We start from the raw sequence: 17,457 nt of genomic DNA, 5'->3' as shown, positions 1-17,457 counted from the left end.
TTTTTATTTATTTCAGTGAAGCACGAAGATACCATTTTTTGTACTATTTAGAAAATAGTATCTTATAGATTTTTAATATATAAAAATACCTTTTCTTTATTATAAATATGATAAAAAACAAAAAAACTTGTAATTTTACTTACAAGGTTTTCTTTTATAATATTGAAGCGAAAAAATTAAATTTTAAAAGCTTTTTCTTGTGGATAATAAGCAATATTATCCAACTCTTCTTCTATTCTTAATAATTGATTATACTTAGCCATTCTATCTGAACGTGAAGCAGAACCTGTTTTAATTTGCCCTGTATTTAACGCTACCGCTAAATCGGCAATTGTATTATCTTCTGTTTCTCCAGAGCGGTGACTCATTACAGATGTGTAGCCTGCATTGTGAGCCATATTAACTGCAGCTATCGTTTCTGTTAACGTACCAATTTGGTTTACTTTAATTAAGATTGAATTTGCAATTCCATTTTCAATTCCTCTTGATAAACGTTCTACATTTGTTACAAATAGATCATCACCAACCAACTGTACTTTATCACCTGCTTTTTCAGTTAAGTATTTCCATCCATCCCAATCATTTTCATCCATGCCATCTTCAATAGATATAATTGGATATTTTTCTGCTAATTCAGCTAAATAGTCTGCTTGTTCTTTACTCGAACGTATTTTTCCTTTAGCTCCTTCAAACTTTGTGTAATCATACTTACCATCCACATAGAATTCTGCTGCTGCACAATCTAAAGCAATCATAATTTCATCCCCTAATTTATACCCCGCGTTTTTAACTGCTAACGCAATTGTATCTAATGCATCTTCAGTTCCTTCTAAAGTTGGTGCAAAACCTCCTTCATCTCCAACTGCTGTAGATAAGTTACGATCGTGTAACACTTTTTTTAGGTGATGAAAAATTTCTGACCCCATTTGCATTGCTTGCGTAAAGTTTTTAGCTTTTACAGGCATTACCATAAACTCTTGAAAAGCAATCGGCGCATCAGAATGTGATCCTCCATTAATAATATTCATCATAGGAACAGGTAAAGTATTCGCTGAAACTCCACCTACATAACGATACAAAGGCATTCCTAATTCATTTGCTGCGGCTTTTGCACATGCTAATGAAACTCCTAGAATAGCATTTGCTCCTAGTTTTGATTTATTAGGAGTTCCATCTAAATCAATCATTAACTGATCAATCATGTTTTGTTCAAAAACAGATACACCTAACAATTCTTGTGCAATTACTGAGTTTACATTATCAACTGCTTTTAAAACGCCTTTACCCATATAAGCTTTTCCTCCGTCGCGTAATTCAACAGCTTCATGTTCTCCTGTAGACGCACCAGATGGAACTGCTGCTCTACCTAAAACACCATTTTCTGTAGTTACATCTACTTCAACAGTTGGATTTCCTCGTGAATCAAAAATTTGACGTGCGTGAATATTGATAATCATACTCATAATTCTATATTTTTAGTTTGTTTTTTGGTTAGCCAATTTACGAAATACAGCTATCTTTATAATTAATTTTTATATGATTTTGCGAAAACGATTTCAAAAAATAAAATCCCGCAATGCGGGATTTTATTTTAAGCTTCTACTTGTACTTTTTTAATATTCTCTATAAACTGATCGAATAAATACTCAGCATCGTGTGGACCAGGACTTGCTTCTGGATGGTATTGAACAGAAAATACATTTTTATCTTTCATTCTAATACCCGCTACCGTATGATCATTTAAATGAACATGTGTAATCTCTATATCTGCATGGGCTTCAGTTTCTTCTCTATTGATTGCGAAACCGTGATTTTGTGAAGTAATTTCTCCCTTTCCTGTAATTAAGTTCTTTACAGGATGATTAATTCCACGATGACCATTATGCATTTTGTATGTAGAAATTCCGTTTGCTAATGCAATCACTTGATGCCCTAGACAAATCCCGAAAAGAGGTAAATTTCTCTTAATAATTTCTTTGGCTAAGTTTTGAGCGTCTTCCAAAGGCTCTGGATCACCAGGTCCATTGGAAATAAAATATCCATCAGGATTCCATGCTTCTAATTCTTCAAATTTAGCGTCATAAGGAAATACTTTTATATAAGCGTCTCTCTTTACAAAATTGCGGAGGATATTCTTCTTTATTCCAATATCTAATGCTGCAATTTTATAAGTAGCATTTTCATTTCCTATAAAATATGGTTCTTTAGTAGATACTTTAGAAGCTAACTCTAAACCTTCCATGTTAGGCGTTTTAGCAAGTTGTTCTTTTAGAGCATCAATATTATTTGTTTGAGTTGAAATAATAGCATTCATAGCTCCATTATCTCTAATATAAGAAACCAATGCTCTTGTATCAACATCTGATATAGCTACAATATTATTTTCTTGAAACCAATCTTTTAAATTTCCATCAGAATCTACACGAGAATGTGTAAAACTAAAATTACGACAAATTAATCCTGATATTTTAATTCCTTCTGATTCATTTTCGTTTTTATTAACTCCATAATTACCAATATGCGCATTGGTAGCGACCATTAATTGTCCGAAGTATGAAGGGTCTGTAAAAATCTCTTGATATCCAGTCATACCTGTATTAAAACAAATTTCACCTGTTGCTATACCTTCTATTCCAATAGATTTTCCATAAAAAATGGTGCCGTCTGCTAATAAAACTAATGCTTTTTTTTGAGTTTGATATTTCATTTAGTTGTGTAAAAAAGTTTTACAAAAATAATATAAAAAAAAGGATAAACTAAAACGTTTATCCTTTTGCTTTTATATTGAATTATAGTATTCAAAAATTTTAAGAATATCCTCTTCTTTACTATAAGATAAATCTTTATTAAGTACAAATTTTTTTACATTCTGTTTTTTGTCTTTTAGTAAATTTAGAATTTGTTTCTTTTTCAATTTTATTTTAGTCAACTTTCTATTTTTATATACGTAATACTTTTCTTTTAAAATATACTTATTTTTAGTTATTTTTGCTCCCGTCATTCGATTTACCTTACCTTCTTTAATCTCGCTAATATATCTTTTAAGCATACTTATTCTTTCTCCATCAAACAGTATCGCATAGAAATTATTTTTTCCGTCTAACTTATATTTTTTATATTTAATTCCCTTCAAAAAAATATAATCAACTCCAGAATCATTAAAGCGGTATACTGAATCTTTTGAGATCTCAGCTACAAAAGAATCAGATAGTGCATCATAATTAGAATTGGGTATAGTATAATTCTTCCCGTCACTTGCTGTTATTGCCATACTATTCAACCAATTTTTAAATAAATAAGGTGTCCCTTCAACTCTATTATCATGATGAACAATACTACGAAAAAAACCAGTATCTATCATATCTTTATAAATTCGTCCAGTAGTTATTGCTTTTGTTCCTTGGCTATAGGAAGAGATTACACAAAAAAATAAAGCGATTAGTAGTAAGTTTTTTTTCATAATAAGGTTTTTAAATTTAGCACTAATATAAAAAAAGGTGTTTGAAAATCAAACACCTTTTTTAAATTTATTCCTCTTCTTGAGTTGCAACATCAACTGCAGGAATTGTGTCAGCTTTTTTAGCTCCACCACGTCGGCTACGACGAGTAGATTTTTTAGCTTTATCTCCTTTAGGATTGTATAATTCGTTGTAATCAACTAATTCTACCATTGCCATAGGAGCATTATCTCCTTGACGATTTCCTAATTTAATGATACGAACATAACCCCCTGGTCTGTCAGCAACTTTTACAGATATTTCTTTAAATAACTCCGTAACTGCATACTTGTTACGTAAATAACTAAATACAGTACGACGATTATGAGTTGTATCCGCCTTTGATTTTGTAATTAAAGGCTCAACATACTGACGTAAGGCTTTCGCTTTAGCAACAGTTGTATTGATACGTTTGTGCTCGATTAAAGAACAAGCCATGTTTGCTAACATTGCTTTTCTATGTGCTGTTTGTCTTCCTAAATGGTTAAATTTCTTTCCGTGTCTCATGACCTTTGTTTTGTGCTTTCATCTTGCTCAACTCTCTTTGAGGAGCAAATTATGAAAGATTAATCTCTATCTAATTTGTACTTACTTAAATCCATTCCAAAATTTAGGTTTTTATTAGCCACTAACTCATCTAGTTCAGTTAATGATTTTTTACCAAAATTTCTAAATTTCATTAAGTCACTTTTATTAAAAGATACTAAATCTCCTAATGTATCAACTTCTGCAGCTTTTAAACAGTTTAAAGCACGAACAGATAAATCCATATCTACTAATTTCGTCTTTAATAACTGACGCATATGCAATGACTCTTCATCGTATGTTTCAGTTTGTGCAATTTCATCTGCCTCTAATGTAATTCTCTCATCTGAAAATAACATAAAGTGGTGGATTAAAATTTTTGCTGCTTCTGTTAACGCATCTTTAGGATTGATTGAACCATCAGTATCGATATCAAAAACTAATTTTTCATAATCAGTCTTTTGCTCTACACGAAAGTTTTCAACAGCATATTTTACATTCTTAATTGGAGTGTAAATAGAATCTGTAAAAATTGTTCCTAATGGTGCACCTGCTCTTTTGTTCTCTTCTGCTGGCACAAAACCTCTACCTTTTTCAATAGTGATTTCTGCGTTTAATTTGACAGATTTGTCTAAATTACAAATAACTAAATCTGGGTTTAATACTTGAAAACCAGAAATGAATTTTTGTAAATCTCCAGCAGTTAATTGCTCTTGTCCAGATATTGCAATAGATACTGTTTCTCTATCAGACTCTTCGATTTGCTTTTTAAAACGAACTTGTTTTAAATTTAGGATGATCTCAGTAACGTCTTCTACAACACCTTTAATTGTTGAAAATTCGTGTTCTACACCGTCAACTCTTAATGATGTAATGGCAAATCCTTCTAACGAAGATAACAACACTCTTCTTAAAGCATTACCTACGGTTAAACCGAAACCTGGCTCTAAAGGTCTGAATTCAAATCTACCTGAAAAATCAGTAGATTCTATCATTATTACTTTGTCGGGCTTTTGAAAATTTAAAATTGCCATAGTAAGTTTATCAGGATTATTTAGAATATAATTCTACGATTAATTGTTCTTTGATGTTTTCTGGAATTTGTAATCTTTCTGGAGCTTTAACAAAAGTCCCAGATTTTTGATCAGCGTTCCAAGTTAACCACTCGTAAACATTACTATTAGCAGCTAAAGCATTTTCAATAGCTTCTAAAGATTTAGATTTTTCTCTTACTGCAACAACATCTCCGTCTTTTAATCTATATGATGGAATGTTCACTATTTCACCATTTACTGTAATGTGACGGTGAGATACTAACTGACGTGCAGCACTACGTGAATTTGCTATACTTAAACGGTAAACAACATTATCTAAACGAGACTCACAATATTGTAATAAAACCTCACCTGTAATACCTCCGGCAGCTTGAGCTGACTTGAATAAATTACGGAATTGACGCTCTAAAATACCATAAGTATATTTAGCTTTTTGCTTTTCCATTAATTGGATAGCATATTCTGATTTTTTACCTCTTCTTTTACCTGCTCCATGTTGTCCTGGAGGGTAATTCCTTTTTTCGAAGTTCTTATCGTCTCCGAAGATTGCTTCGCCAAACTTACGAGCAATTTTAGTTTTTGGTCCTGTATATCTTGCCATTTCAAATTAATTTAAAGTAGGGATTATGAATTAAGGCTAACTCCTTCGATAATCTAAAATCCTACTTTTGTTAAAATATAAATTATACTCTTCTTCTTTTAGGTGGACGACATCCATTATGAGGAATTGGAGTAACATCGATAATTTCTGTTACTTCGATACCTGCATTGTGGATAGATCTGATTGCAGATTCTCTACCGTTACCTGGTCCTTTAACGTACACTTTTACTTTACGTAAACCTGCTTCTTTTGCAACGTTTGCACAATCTTCTGCTGCTAATTGAGCTGCGTATGGAGTGTTCTTTTTAGAACCTCTAAAACCCATTTTACCGGCAGATGACCAAGAAATAACGTCACCTTTTTTGTTTGTTAAAGAAATAATAATATTGTTGAAAGATGCAGTTACGTGAGCTTCACCAACTGATTCTATTACAACTTTACGTTTTTTTGTTACTTTAGACTTTGCCATAATTCTTTACTATTAGTAAAAAATAATCAATGATTATTTTTTCTTGTTAGCTACAGTTTTTCTCTTACCTTTTCTTGTACGAGAGTTATTTTTCGTTCTTTGACCTCTTAATGGTAAACCAAGTCTGTGACGAATACCTCTTTGACATCCGATGTCCATTAAACGCTTAATGCTTAATTGAACTTCAGAGCGTAACTCTCCTTCAATAGTGAAAGTTCCAACTTGCTCACGAATTGCTGCAATTTGATCATCTGTCCAATCTTGAACTTTGATACTCTCATCAATTTTTGCATTTGCTAAAATCTCTTTAGCTCTGCTGTTTCCTATACCAAAGATATATGTTAAAGCGATTACACCTCTTTTATTCTTTGGAATATCTATACCTGCGATTCTTGCCATAACTACCCTTGTCTTTGTTTAAATCTAGGATTCTTTTTGTTAATTACGTATAATCTGCCTTTTCTGCGTACTATTTTGCAGTCAGCACTTCTTTTCTTTAATGATGCTCTTACTTTCATCAGTTTTGTTTTTTAATATCTGTAAGTAATTCTTGCCTTTGATAAATCATACGGACTCATTTCTAACTTTACCTTGTCTCCAGGTAATAGTTTTATATAATGCATACGCATTTTACCAGAAATGTGTGCCGTAACAATATGTCCGTTCTCTAATTCTACACGAAACATTGCGTTAGATAACGCTTCTGTTATGGTTCCATCTTGTTGAATTGCTGATTGCTTAGCCATATTATTTTAATGATTTTCTGTTACTGTTACCAGTTTTCATTAAACCGTCGTAACGACTATTTAATAAATATGAATTTATTTGTTGTAAAGTATCAATTGCTACTCCAACCATAATGATTAAAGAAGTACCACCATAAAACATTGCCCAATTTTGAGCAACCCCAAACTTAACAATAAATGCTGGTAAAATTGATAATCCTGCTAAAAAGATAGATCCTGGTAGTGTTATTCTAGATAATACCGAATCTAAAAAGTTAGCTGTTTCTTCACCTGGTTTATATCCTGGTACAAAACCATTACTTCTTTTTAAATCTTCTGCCATTTTATTTGTTGGGATTGTAATCGCCGTATAAAAATAACTGAATATGATAATTAAAAGAGCAAAGATAACATTGTACCATAAACCGAAATTATCAGTTAAACTATTTAAAGCTGGATATTTTTGTCCTAAAGCTACTGGTAAAAACATAATAGCTTGAGCAAAGATAATTGGCATAACTCCCGCTGCATTTAATTTTAACGGAATATATTGTCTTGCGCCATCTACATCTTTAATGTTTGTAACTGCTGTACGTCGGGCGTATTGAACTGCCACCTTACGTACTGCGGTAACTAATAATACAGTTAACAAGATTACTACAAACCAAACTATTAATTCGATTAAAATCATCATAATTCCACCACCACCAGCATTAGTTGTTTTAGAAACTAATTCTTGCATAAATGCAGCTGGAAAATTTGCTAAAATACCTACAGTAATTAATAATGATATTCCATTACCAACTCCTTTGTCTGTAATACGCTCTCCTAACCACATTGCAAAAATGGTACCGGCAGTTAATATGATCATAGATGAAATCCAAAATGTTGCTCCTCCAACTAAAAAGGCCGAATCTGGTAAACCAAACTGAGTCTTAATTGCTGTAATGTACGTAGGTCCTTGAACTAACGTAATAGCAATTGTTAACCATCTTGTAATTTGAGTAATCTTTTTACGTCCACTTTCTCCATCTTTTTGTAGTTTTTGTAAATAAGGAACCGCGATTCCCATTAATTGAACTACAATTGATGCAGAAATATAAGGCATTATACCAAGAGCCATAACTGACGCTCGTGCAAATGCCCCTCCTGTAAATGCGTTTAATAAACCTAAAAGACCTCCTCCGGTTTGATCCTTTAATGCTGTTAACTGTGTTGGATCTATTCCTGGTAATGGAACAGAAGCCATAAAGCGATAAACAGCAATTAAACCTAAAGTTAAAAGTAATTTTTCCTTTAACTCTTCAATCTTCCAAATGTCTTTTAAAGTATTTATAAAATTCATCATTTACAATTTCTTATAATGTTACTGCTTCTCCTCCAGCTGCTTCGATAGCCGCTTTTGCTGTTGCAGTATATTTATGTATGGTTATATTTAATTTAGCTTTCAACTCTCCACGTCCTAATATTTTTATTAATTCGTTTTTGCGAGCTAATCTGTTTTCAATTAAAACTTCCATATTTACTGTATCAGTAATCCTTCCGTTGTCAACTAATTCTTGTAATTTGTCTAAGTTAATACCAACATACTCCTTACGGTTTATGTTTGTGAAACCAAACTTAGGCACACGTCTTTGAAGAGGCATTTGCCCACCTTCAAATCCAATTTTACGAGAATAACCCGAACGTGCTTTTTGACCATTGTGTCCTCTTGTTGCAGTACCACCTTTTCCAGATCCTTCACCTCTTGCTATTCTTTTTCCGCTTTTAACAGAACCTTCAGCTGGTTTTAAGTTATGTAAATTCATCTTATATAAATGTCTTATTTAGTTTCTTCAAAAGAAACTAAGTGTTTAACTGTATTTACCATTCCCAAAATTGTAGGCGTTGCTTCGTGCTCTACAGTTTGGTTCATTCTACGTAAACCTAACGCCTCTAACGTTCTTTTTTGATTTTTAAGGCGACCGATTTTACTTTTTACTTGTGTAACTTTAATTTTTTTCATCGTCTTAAATTTTATCCGTTAAAAACTCTCTCTAAAGAAATACCTCTTTGCTTAGCAATAGTTGCTGCACTACGTAATTGTAACAAAGCATCAAAAGTTGCTTTAACTACGTTATGAGGGTTAGATGATCCTTGAGATTTTGATAATACGTCGTGTATACCAACAGACTCTAATACCGCACGTACAGCACCACCAGCAATAACTCCGGTACCATGAGAAGCAGGCTTAATGAAAACTTTTGCTCCACCAAACTTACCTTTTTGCTCGTGAGGTAATGTTCCGTCTATAATAGGAATACGAACTAAATTTTTCTTAGCGTCTTCAATTGCTTTTGCAATCGCTGATGCTACATCTTTAGATTTCCCTAAACCATGACCTACAACACCGTTTCCGTCACCAACTACTACGATTGCAGAGAAACCAAATGCTCTACCCCCTTTAGTTACTTTCGTTACACGTTGTACGCCTACTAATTTATCTACAAGCTCTAATCCGCTTGGTTTTACTCTTTCTACGTTTTTATATCCTAACATAATATAATTTCTTAAAATTTTAAACCAGCTTCTCTTGCAGCATCTGCTAATACTTTAACTCGACCGTGGTATAAATACCCGTTTCTATCAAAAGCAATAGTATCTACTCCAGCTTTAGTCGCTTTTTCAGCAATTGCCTTTCCAACTGCTGCTGCAGTTTCTGCTTTAGAACTAGATGTAATTTCTTTATCTCTTGATGATGTCGCAGCAATTGTTACTCCGTCTACATCATTTATTAATTGAGCATAGATTTCTTTGTTACTTCTAAAAACCGATAATCTTGGTTTTTCTGCTGTTCCCGTAACAATCTTTCTAATTCTATACTTAATACGTTGTCTTCTTTCAAGCTTTGATAATGCCATAACACTAAATATTATTATGCAGATTTACCTGCTTTTCTTCTTAATACTTCTCCTACGAACTTAACTCCTTTTCCTTTGTATGGTTCTGGAGCACGGAAAGAACGGATCTTTGCTGCAACTTGACCTACTAATTGCTTATCAAATGAAGATAACTTAACGATTGGATTCTTACCTTTTTCAGATACAGTTTCAACCTTAACTTCTGGAGCTATTTCTAATAATATGTTATGCGAATAACCTAAAGCTAGATCTAATTTCTGACCTTGATTAGATGCTCTATAACCTACACCTACTAATTCTAATTGTTTAGTAAAACCATTAGTAACACCTTCTACCATATTAGCTATTAAAGCACGGTACAAACCATGTGCTGCTCTATGAGGTTTACTATCTGATGGTCTTTCAACTACAATATTACCATCTTCTTCCTTTACAGTAATATCAGATTTTAACTCTTGAGTTAATTCACCTAATTTTCCTTTTACTGTAACCACGTTTCCGTCTACTTTAAATTCAACACCTTGTGGTAATGCGATTGGATTTTTTCCTATTCTACTCATTTTACAAATTGTTGATTAATAAACGTAACATAAAACTTCTCCTCCAACATTCTCTTGACGTGCTTTCTTGTTAGTCATCACTCCTCTAGATGTTGATACGATTGCAACACCAAGACCGTTTAATACTCTTGGCATTTCCTTAGCGCCAACGTATTTACGTAAACCTGGTGTAGAGATTCTTTGAATCTTTCTAATAACTGACTCTTTTGTGTCTCGATCGTATTTTAAAGCTATCTTAATCGTTCCTTGAACTTTATCTTCAATAAACTGATAACTTAAAATGTAACCTTGATCAAACAAAATTTTCGTCATTTCCTTCTTCAATTTTGAAGCAGGAATTTCAACTACTCGGTGATTTGCAGCCACTGCATTTCTAACTCGAGTAAGAAAATCCGCGATTGGATCTGTATACATAAAAAATTAAATTGCGGTTTTGGTTTTTAATGATTTCTATTTTCCCTACGGATAACATCCGTAATCATTAAACCTTAAACCAGTTAATATTTGTTTTTTTTGTTTTTAATAGTTGATTTTTACATTGTTACAGTTTTTACAAAATATTAAAACTCTGTAAGTCATTGACAACAAGGCATAATTACCCTCCAAAAACAGTGTGCAAATATACGTAAACTTTTTGAAAATCAAAGTGTTTTGTTTATTTTGATTTTCACTGTTATTTTAAGTAATATTATTTAGCTTTTTATAAGCATTTTATAGCCTACTTATAAAGTTAAAAAACAAAAAAGGTCGTGTTCGAAGAACACAACCTTATAAATTTATAAAAATAATTATCTTGCCTTACCAGCTAGCTTTTTTTACACCAGGAATTAATCCTTGATTAGCCATTTCACGGAATGTTACACGTGATAATCCGAACTGACGCATATATCCTTTAGGACGTCCAGTTAGTTTACAACGATTGTGTGTTCTAATTGGTGATGCGTTTTTTGGTAACTTTTGTAATGCTTCATAATCTCCAGCTTCTTTTAAAGCTTTTCTTTTTTCAGCATATTTAGCAACCATTTTTGCTCTTTTACGCTCACGCGCTTTCATTGATTCTTTAGCCATCTTTAATTCTTTTTAAATGGTAAACCTAATTCTCCTAATAATGATTTAGCTTCTTTATCAGTATCTGCAGATGTTACAAAAGTAATATCCATACCACTAATTTTTTTCACTTGATCAATATTAATTTCTGGATAGATGATTTGTTCGGTAATTCCTAAATTGTAATTACCTCTACCATCAAAACCATTAGCTTTGATTCCGTTAAAATCTCTTACACGTGGTAAAGATGCAGTAACTAATCTATCTAAAAACTCGTACATTTTATCACCTCTTAACGTAACTTTAGCACCAATTGGCATCCCTTTACGTAATTTGAAGTTAGCAACGTCTTTCTTAGAAATAGTTGATACTGCTTTTTGACCTGTAATTGTAGTTAACTCGTCAATAGCATATTCTATTAATTTCTTATCTGCTATAGCTGCTCCAACACCTTTACTTACAACGATTTTTTGTAATTTAGGCACTTGCATTACATTGCTATAACCAAATTCATCAGTAAGAGCTTTGATAACTCTGCTCTTGTACTCCTCTTTTAATCTTGGTACGTAACTCATGGTTATATTGCTTTATCTGATTTTTTTGAAAATCTCACTTTCTTATCTCCTTCTACTTTATAACCAACTCTAACTGCTTCACCGTTTTCAACTAAAGCAACGTTTGATATGTGTAATGGAGCTTCTTTTTTTACAATTCCTCCTTGTGGATTTGCAGCACTTGGTTTGGTGTGTTTAGATACCATATTAACACCTTCTACTACAACTCTATCTTTTTCTTTAAGAATTTGTAAAACCTTTCCTTCAGATCCTTTATGATCTCCTGCTATTACTTTAACAGTATCTCCTGATTTGATTTTGAACTTCTTCATCTTAAATACAATATTAAAGCACTTCAGGTGCCAATGATACGATCTTCATAAATTGTTTCTCACGTAATTCACGAGCTACAGGACCAAATACACGAGTTCCTCTCATTTCCTCTGTAGGATTTAAAAGTACACATGCATTGTCGTCAAATCTAATATAAGACCCGTCTTTACGTCTAACTTCCTTCTTTGTACGAACAACAACAGCTCTAGAAACTTGTCCTTTTTTTACACTTCCATTTGGAGTTGCTGCTTTTACTGTAACAACAATTTTATCTCCAACACTAGCGTAACGCTTTTTTGTTCCTCCTAAAACTCTAATCACTAAAACTTCTTTTGCTCCAGTGTTATCAGCTACTTTTAATCTTGATTCTGTCTGTAACATATTATTTCGCTCTTTCTAGGATTTCTACTAATCTCCAACGCTTAGATTTACTTAAAGGTCTTGTTTCCATGATCTTTACTGTATCTCCGATGTTGCAATCATTATTCTCGTCATGAGCAACGTACTTTTTCGTTTTTAAAACGAACTTACCGTACATTGGGTGCTTTACTCTGTTTACCTCATTAACAACGATAGATTTTTCCATCTTGTTACTTGATACAACACCTATTCTTTCTTTTCTAAGATTTCTTCTTTCCATCTTTAAAACTGACTAGAATTATTGTAATTCTCTTTTAGTTAATTCTGTAGCAATTCTTGCCACAGTTTTTCTTAAGCTTTTAATCTCTAATGGGTTTTCCAATGGAGTTATGGCGTGAGCCATCTTAAGATCCGTATAATTTTTCTTCAACGTACCTAACTTCTCTTGTAAGTCAGCTATTGATAATTCTTTAATTTCTGATTGTTTCATTATATATAGAATTAAGCGTTAAAATCAAAATCTCTTGCAATAACAAACTTCGTCTTTACTGGAAGTTTTTGTGCTGCTAAACGTAAAGCTTCTTTCGCTACTTCCATTGGCACTCCACCAACTTCAAACAAAATTCTACCTGGTTTAATAACAGCAACAAAATGATCAGGAGCACCTTTACCTTTACCCATACGTACTTCTAATGGTTTTTTGGTAATAGGTTTGTCTGGAAATATTTTAATCCAAAGCTGTCCTTCCCTTTTCATATGACGAGTTGCCGCAATACGAGCTGCCTCTATTTGACGAGAGGTAAGTAAATTCTGGTCTAAAGATTTGATTCCAAACATTCCGTTAGAAAGTTGGTTACCTCTTCCAGAAATACCATTCATATTTCCCTTCGCCTTCTGTACCTTACGGTATTTTACTCTTTTTGGCTGTAACATCTTTAATTTCTTTTAAAAATTATTTTCTTTTGCGAGGTTGACGTTTAGAATTTCCACCTTTAGAACCACTACCTTTTTGCTTAGATAATCCTACTAATGGAGATAATTCACGTTTACCATAAACCTCACCTTTCATTATCCATACTTTAATACCTAATCTTCCGTAGGTAGTATGGGCTTCAACAAGTGCATAATCGATATCTGCTCTAAAAGTAGAAAGTGGAATTCTTCCTTCTTTATAATGCTCTGAACGTGCCATTTCTGCACCGTTTAAACGACCAGAAATTTGAACTTTAATTCCTTCTGCATTCATACGCATTGCTGCAGCGATAGCCATTTTTGTAGCTCTTTTGTAAGAAATTCTATTCTCGATTTGACGCGCAATACTAGCTGCAACTAATGTAGCATCTAACTCAGGACGTTTAATTTCAAAAATATTGATTTGAACTTCTTTACCTGTAATTTTCTTAAGCTCTTCTTTTAACTTGTCTACCTCTTGTCCACCTTTACCGATAATAATACCAGGTCTAGCAGTAGTGATAGTAACGGTTACAAGTTTTAAAGTACGCTCAATAATTACACGAGATACACTTGCTTTAGATAATCTAGCATTTACATACTTTCTTATCTTATCATCTTCAGCTAATTTATCTCCGTAGTCATTTCCACCATACCAGTTAGATTCCCATCCTCTGATGATTCCTAAACGATTTCCTATTGGATTTGTTTTTTGTCCCATTTCTACTTTGATTAATTACTGTTATTTTTAGCACCTAACTCTAAAGTAACGTGATTAGAACGCTTACGAATTCTATGAGCACGCCCTTGTGGAGCTGGTCTTAATCTTTTTAACATACCTGCGCTATCAACACAAATTGATTTCACGAATAATCCAGCCTCTTCAATACTTGCATCTTCATTTTTAGCTTGCCAGTTTGCGATTGCAGACAATAACAATTTCTCTAAATTTCTAGATGATTCTTTTGGACTAAATTTTAAGATTTGTAAAGCTTTTTCAACCTCTACTCCTCTTACTAAATCTGCTACCAAGCGCATTTTTCTTGGTGATGTAGGACAGTTAGTAAGCTTTGCAAAAGCACGTTGCTTTTTAGCTTCCTTTAACTGTTTTGCCATATTTTGTTTACGAACTCCCATTTCCTACTATTTTTTTCCTTTATTTTTTGCACCAGCGTGTCCACGGAATGAACGTGTTGGTGAAAATTCGCCTAATTTATGACCTACCATGTTTTCTGTAACGTATACTGGTACAAATTGCTTTCCATTGTGAACAGCAATTGTTTGTCCAACAAAATCAGGAGTTATCATACTTGCTCTTGACCAAGTTTTGATAACAGATTTACTATCTGATTCTACGTTAGCTAAAACTTTTTTCTCTAACTTATAGTGAACGTAAGGTCCTTTTTTTAGTGATCTTGCCATGATTTATTATTTCTTTCTACGTTCTATAATATACTTATTACTAGCTTTGGTCTTAGATCTAGTTTTATATCCTTTAGCAGGTATACCATTTCTAGATCTTGGATGTCCTCCAGAAGAACGTCCTTCACCACCACCCATTGGGTGATCTACAGGGTTCATTCTTACAGCATTCGTTCTTGGTCTTCTACCTAACCATCTACTTCTACCTGCTTTACCAGATACTAATAATTGGTGATCTGAGTTAGACACAACTCCGATAGTTGCCATACATGTTAACAAGATTAATCTTGTCTCTCCTGAAGGTAACTTTACTGTTGCATATTTACCATCTCTTGCCATTAATTGAGCAAATGAACCAGCAGAACGTGCCATAACAGCTCCTTGCCCTGGACGTAACTCTATACAAGAAATTGTAGTTCCTAAAGGAATATCGCTTAACAACATAGCATTACCAACATCTGGTGTTGCTTCATTACCTGAAACGATAGTTTGACCTACTTTTAAACCGTTTTGTGCAATTACATAACGTTTTTCTCCATCAGCAAATTGAACTAATGCAATAAATGCAGTACGGTTTGGATCGTACTCAATAGTTTTTACTGTTGCAGGATCGTTATATCTATCTCTTTTAAAATCGATAATACGATATCTTCTTTTATGACCTCCACCTCTGTTACGAGTAGTCATACGACCCTGATTGTTTCGACCTCCAGTTCTTTTTATCGGTGCCAATAATGACTTTTCCGGCTTATCAGTAGTGATGGTGTCGAACCCATTCACAACTCTAAAACGCTGACCTGGTGTTATTGGTTTTAATTTTCTAACTGACATTTTGTCTTACTTCTTATAAATTGTTATAAAAATCAATTTCTCCTTCAGCTAACTGAACAACTGCTTTCTTATACCCGCTTGTTAAACCAGTAACCATACCTTTTTTAGTATACTTACTTTTACGTAAAGCTGGATGATTTAAAGTTCTTACGGCCTTAACAGTAACACCATAAGCTGCCTCTACAGCATCTTTAATTTCAAGCTTGTTAGCCTTCTTGTTTACAACAAATGTATAACGATTAAACTTTTCGCTATGACTTGTTGCTTTTTCTGTAATAATAGGTTTTATTAAAATACTCATTTTCTTCCCTATTTACTTAAATTAGATTCAATTCCTTCTAATGAACTTTCAGAAATCACAACTTTATTAGCATTTAAAACACTGTAAGTATTTAATCCTGAAGCGTCCACAACTTTAGAGCCTTTTAAATTACGAGAAGACAAATAAACATTTGCACTTGATTCCCCTAATATAAATAATGATTTTTTAGAATCTAACTCTAACGCTTTTAATACATTAACGAAATTTTTAGTTTTTGGAGATTCAAAATTAAAATCTTCAATTACAAAAATATTTTTATCGTTAGCTTGAATACTTAAAGCTGACTTACGCGCTAAACGCTTTAAGTTTTTATTTAACTTAAAAGAATAATTTCTTGGTTTTGGACCGAACATACGTCCTCCTCCTCTAAAAACTCCAGACTTAATACTACCCGCACGAGCTGTACCTGTTCCTTTTTGTTTTTTAATCTTTCTTGTACTACCAGCAATTTCTGCTCTTTCTTTAGATTTATGAGTACCTTGTCTTTGATTAGCCAAGTACTGCTTTACATCTAAATAAATTGCATGATTGTTTGGCTCTACTCCGAATACTTCGTTAGAAAGTTCGACTTTTCTACCAGTATCTTTTCCTGTGATATCTAATACCGCTACTTTCATTATTTCTCGATAGTTATAAAAGAGTTTTTGTGACCAGGAATTGCTCCCTTAACAACTAAAAGGTTCTTTTCTGGAACTACTTTTAATACTCTTAAATTTTGAACTTTAACTGTATCTCCTCCCATACGACCTGCCATACGCATTCCTTTGAATACTCTTGCAGGGTATGATGCCGCACCAATAGATCCTGGCGCTCTTAAACGGTTATGTTGACCATGAGTAGCTTGACCTACACCAGCAAAACCGTGTCTTTTAACAACACCTTGAAATCCTTTACCTTTAGAAATCCCAGAAACATCTACGAATTCACCTTCGGTAAAACATTCAACTGTAATAGAGTCTCCTAAATTGTACTCTCCTTCAAATCCTTGGAATTCTACGACTTTCTTTTTAGCAGTTGTGCCAGCTTTTTTAAAGTGACCGTCTAACGCTTTGTTAGAACTTTTTGCTTTTTTGTCATCGAAACCAAGTTGCAACGCGCTGTAGCCGTCAACCTCTTCGGTTCTGACTTGGGTAACAACGCAAGGACCTGCTTCGATTACTGTACAAGGAATATTCTTCCCGTTTTCGTCGAATAAGCTGGTCATTCCTACTTTTCTTCCTATTAACCCAGACATATTAAATAATTATTAATTGTTTACTTTTTTATTCCCTTTTAGATTTTAACACAAAAAAAGGATTAAAAATA

At 33.2% G+C, this 17,457-nt stretch carries 31 protein-coding genes; all 31 read right to left on the bottom strand.

What is annotated here, in order from left to right; translation table 11 throughout:
- Positions 1 to 176: 176 nt before the first annotated feature.
- The 31 genes from eno to rplC all read right to left on the bottom strand — a co-directional run bounded on the left by eno (position 177) and on the right by rplC (position 17,386).
- A complete protein-coding gene (eno, locus tag C7447_RS10130; RefSeq protein ID WP_148870399.1) occupies positions 177 to 1,463 on the bottom strand; it encodes a phosphopyruvate hydratase in 1,287 nt (428 codons plus the stop codon).
- 128 nt (positions 1,464 to 1,591) lie between these two features.
- A complete protein-coding gene (gene carA, locus C7447_RS10125; RefSeq protein ID WP_148870398.1) occupies positions 1,592 to 2,707 on the bottom strand; it encodes a glutamine-hydrolyzing carbamoyl-phosphate synthase small subunit in 1,116 nt (371 codons plus the stop codon).
- Between the two features lie 72 nt (positions 2,708 to 2,779).
- Complete coding sequence (locus tag C7447_RS10120; RefSeq protein ID WP_148870397.1) at positions 2,780 to 3,460, bottom strand: hypothetical protein; 681 nt, start codon at positions 3,458 to 3,460, stop codon at positions 2,780 to 2,782.
- Positions 3,461 to 3,527: 67 nt separating this feature from the next.
- A complete protein-coding gene (rplQ, locus tag C7447_RS10115) occupies positions 3,528 to 4,004 on the bottom strand; it encodes a 50S ribosomal protein L17 (protein ID WP_148870396.1) in 477 nt (158 codons plus the stop codon).
- Between the two features lie 59 nt (positions 4,005 to 4,063).
- Complete coding sequence (locus tag C7447_RS10110) at positions 4,064 to 5,056, bottom strand: DNA-directed RNA polymerase subunit alpha (RefSeq protein WP_148870395.1); 993 nt, start codon at positions 5,054 to 5,056, stop codon at positions 4,064 to 4,066.
- A 16-nt stretch (positions 5,057 to 5,072) separates the two neighbouring features.
- Positions 5,073 to 5,678 (bottom strand): 30S ribosomal protein S4, encoded by a 606-nt coding sequence (gene rpsD / locus C7447_RS10105; RefSeq protein ID WP_148870394.1) that lies wholly within the window; start codon positions 5,676 to 5,678, stop codon positions 5,073 to 5,075.
- An 82-nt stretch (positions 5,679 to 5,760) separates the two neighbouring features.
- Positions 5,761 to 6,147 carry a 30S ribosomal protein S11 gene (gene rpsK / locus C7447_RS10100; protein WP_068703467.1) on the bottom strand — a complete coding sequence of 129 codons (387 nt, stop codon included), beginning with the start codon at positions 6,145 to 6,147 and terminating at the stop codon, positions 5,761 to 5,763.
- Positions 6,148 to 6,180: 33 nt separating this feature from the next.
- On the bottom strand, positions 6,181 to 6,546 hold the full coding sequence (rpsM, locus tag C7447_RS10095; protein WP_148870393.1) for a 30S ribosomal protein S13: 366 nt from the start codon (positions 6,544 to 6,546) through the stop codon (positions 6,181 to 6,183).
- A 2-nt stretch (positions 6,547 to 6,548) separates the two neighbouring features.
- Positions 6,549 to 6,665 carry a type B 50S ribosomal protein L36 gene (gene ykgO / locus C7447_RS10090; RefSeq protein ID WP_010181906.1) on the bottom strand — a complete coding sequence of 39 codons (117 nt, stop codon included), beginning with the start codon at positions 6,663 to 6,665 and terminating at the stop codon, positions 6,549 to 6,551.
- 12 nt (positions 6,666 to 6,677) lie between these two features.
- A complete protein-coding gene (infA, locus tag C7447_RS10085) occupies positions 6,678 to 6,893 on the bottom strand; it encodes a translation initiation factor IF-1 (protein WP_004568721.1) in 216 nt (71 codons plus the stop codon).
- Position 6,894: 1 nt separating this feature from the next.
- Complete coding sequence (gene secY / locus C7447_RS10080; RefSeq protein ID WP_148870658.1) at positions 6,895 to 8,217, bottom strand: preprotein translocase subunit SecY; 1,323 nt, start codon at positions 8,215 to 8,217, stop codon at positions 6,895 to 6,897.
- Positions 8,218 to 8,230: 13 nt separating this feature from the next.
- Positions 8,231 to 8,680 (bottom strand): 50S ribosomal protein L15, encoded by a 450-nt coding sequence (gene rplO / locus C7447_RS10075; RefSeq protein ID WP_148870392.1) that lies wholly within the window; start codon positions 8,678 to 8,680, stop codon positions 8,231 to 8,233.
- A gap of 14 nt (positions 8,681 to 8,694) precedes the next feature.
- Positions 8,695 to 8,877 carry a 50S ribosomal protein L30 gene (rpmD, locus tag C7447_RS10070; RefSeq protein ID WP_148870391.1) on the bottom strand — a complete coding sequence of 61 codons (183 nt, stop codon included), beginning with the start codon at positions 8,875 to 8,877 and terminating at the stop codon, positions 8,695 to 8,697.
- Between the two features lie 11 nt (positions 8,878 to 8,888).
- The gene (gene rpsE, locus C7447_RS10065) at positions 8,889 to 9,413 is read right to left on the bottom strand and encodes a 30S ribosomal protein S5 (protein ID WP_148870390.1); all 525 of its coding nucleotides are present in this window, start codon (positions 9,411 to 9,413) and stop codon (positions 8,889 to 8,891) included.
- A gap of 8 nt (positions 9,414 to 9,421) precedes the next feature.
- Complete coding sequence (gene rplR, locus C7447_RS10060; protein WP_148870389.1) at positions 9,422 to 9,772, bottom strand: 50S ribosomal protein L18; 351 nt, start codon at positions 9,770 to 9,772, stop codon at positions 9,422 to 9,424.
- 14 nt (positions 9,773 to 9,786) lie between these two features.
- Positions 9,787 to 10,332: a 50S ribosomal protein L6 gene (gene rplF / locus C7447_RS10055; protein ID WP_148870388.1), complete on the bottom strand. Its 546-nt coding sequence runs from the start codon at positions 10,330 to 10,332 to the stop codon at positions 9,787 to 9,789.
- 15 nt (positions 10,333 to 10,347) lie between these two features.
- Positions 10,348 to 10,746 carry a 30S ribosomal protein S8 gene (gene rpsH / locus C7447_RS10050; RefSeq protein WP_148870387.1) on the bottom strand — a complete coding sequence of 133 codons (399 nt, stop codon included), beginning with the start codon at positions 10,744 to 10,746 and terminating at the stop codon, positions 10,348 to 10,350.
- Positions 10,747 to 11,130: 384 nt separating this feature from the next.
- Positions 11,131 to 11,400 (bottom strand): 30S ribosomal protein S14, encoded by a 270-nt coding sequence (gene rpsN / locus C7447_RS10045; RefSeq protein ID WP_148870386.1) that lies wholly within the window; start codon positions 11,398 to 11,400, stop codon positions 11,131 to 11,133.
- Positions 11,401 to 11,402: 2 nt separating this feature from the next.
- The gene (rplE, locus tag C7447_RS10040) at positions 11,403 to 11,954 is read right to left on the bottom strand and encodes a 50S ribosomal protein L5 (RefSeq protein ID WP_148870385.1); all 552 of its coding nucleotides are present in this window, start codon (positions 11,952 to 11,954) and stop codon (positions 11,403 to 11,405) included.
- Between the two features lie 2 nt (positions 11,955 to 11,956).
- Positions 11,957 to 12,265 (bottom strand): 50S ribosomal protein L24, encoded by a 309-nt coding sequence (rplX, locus tag C7447_RS10035; protein ID WP_148870384.1) that lies wholly within the window; start codon positions 12,263 to 12,265, stop codon positions 11,957 to 11,959.
- Positions 12,266 to 12,278: 13 nt separating this feature from the next.
- On the bottom strand, positions 12,279 to 12,647 hold the full coding sequence (rplN, locus tag C7447_RS10030; RefSeq protein WP_148870383.1) for a 50S ribosomal protein L14: 369 nt from the start codon (positions 12,645 to 12,647) through the stop codon (positions 12,279 to 12,281).
- Position 12,648: 1 nt separating this feature from the next.
- On the bottom strand, positions 12,649 to 12,906 hold the full coding sequence (rpsQ, locus tag C7447_RS10025) for a 30S ribosomal protein S17 (RefSeq protein WP_148870382.1): 258 nt from the start codon (positions 12,904 to 12,906) through the stop codon (positions 12,649 to 12,651).
- 18 nt (positions 12,907 to 12,924) lie between these two features.
- Positions 12,925 to 13,116 (bottom strand): 50S ribosomal protein L29, encoded by a 192-nt coding sequence (gene rpmC, locus C7447_RS10020; protein WP_148870381.1) that lies wholly within the window; start codon positions 13,114 to 13,116, stop codon positions 12,925 to 12,927.
- An 11-nt stretch (positions 13,117 to 13,127) separates the two neighbouring features.
- Positions 13,128 to 13,559, bottom strand: coding sequence for a 50S ribosomal protein L16 (rplP, locus tag C7447_RS10015; RefSeq protein ID WP_148870380.1), 432 nt, complete (start codon positions 13,557 to 13,559; stop codon positions 13,128 to 13,130).
- Between the two features lie 19 nt (positions 13,560 to 13,578).
- The gene (gene rpsC, locus C7447_RS10010; RefSeq protein WP_148870379.1) at positions 13,579 to 14,298 is read right to left on the bottom strand and encodes a 30S ribosomal protein S3; all 720 of its coding nucleotides are present in this window, start codon (positions 14,296 to 14,298) and stop codon (positions 13,579 to 13,581) included.
- 11 nt (positions 14,299 to 14,309) lie between these two features.
- Positions 14,310 to 14,714 carry a 50S ribosomal protein L22 gene (gene rplV, locus C7447_RS10005; protein WP_148870378.1) on the bottom strand — a complete coding sequence of 135 codons (405 nt, stop codon included), beginning with the start codon at positions 14,712 to 14,714 and terminating at the stop codon, positions 14,310 to 14,312.
- A 6-nt stretch (positions 14,715 to 14,720) separates the two neighbouring features.
- Complete coding sequence (gene rpsS, locus C7447_RS10000; RefSeq protein WP_148870377.1) at positions 14,721 to 14,999, bottom strand: 30S ribosomal protein S19; 279 nt, start codon at positions 14,997 to 14,999, stop codon at positions 14,721 to 14,723.
- A gap of 6 nt (positions 15,000 to 15,005) precedes the next feature.
- Positions 15,006 to 15,830 (bottom strand): 50S ribosomal protein L2, encoded by an 825-nt coding sequence (gene rplB, locus C7447_RS09995; protein ID WP_148870376.1) that lies wholly within the window; start codon positions 15,828 to 15,830, stop codon positions 15,006 to 15,008.
- A gap of 13 nt (positions 15,831 to 15,843) precedes the next feature.
- Positions 15,844 to 16,131, bottom strand: a complete 288-nt coding sequence (rplW, locus tag C7447_RS09990; protein WP_148870375.1) for a 50S ribosomal protein L23 — start codon at positions 16,129 to 16,131, stop codon at positions 15,844 to 15,846.
- Positions 16,132 to 16,139: 8 nt separating this feature from the next.
- Positions 16,140 to 16,769, bottom strand: coding sequence for a 50S ribosomal protein L4 (rplD, locus tag C7447_RS09985; protein WP_148870374.1), 630 nt, complete (start codon positions 16,767 to 16,769; stop codon positions 16,140 to 16,142).
- Positions 16,769 to 17,386, bottom strand: a complete 618-nt coding sequence (rplC, locus tag C7447_RS09980; RefSeq protein ID WP_148870373.1) for a 50S ribosomal protein L3 — start codon at positions 17,384 to 17,386, stop codon at positions 16,769 to 16,771. The genes rplD and rplC overlap by 1 nt, the downstream gene beginning before the upstream one ends.
- Positions 17,387 to 17,457: the final 71 nt, after the last annotated feature.

The sequence above is a fragment of the Tenacibaculum adriaticum genome (assembly GCF_008124875.1).
GTDB lineage: Bacteria > Bacteroidota > Bacteroidia > Flavobacteriales > Flavobacteriaceae > Polaribacter > Polaribacter adriaticus.
The sequence above is the reverse complement of the archived record's forward strand: the minus strand, read 5'-3'. Positions and strand labels throughout refer to the sequence as shown.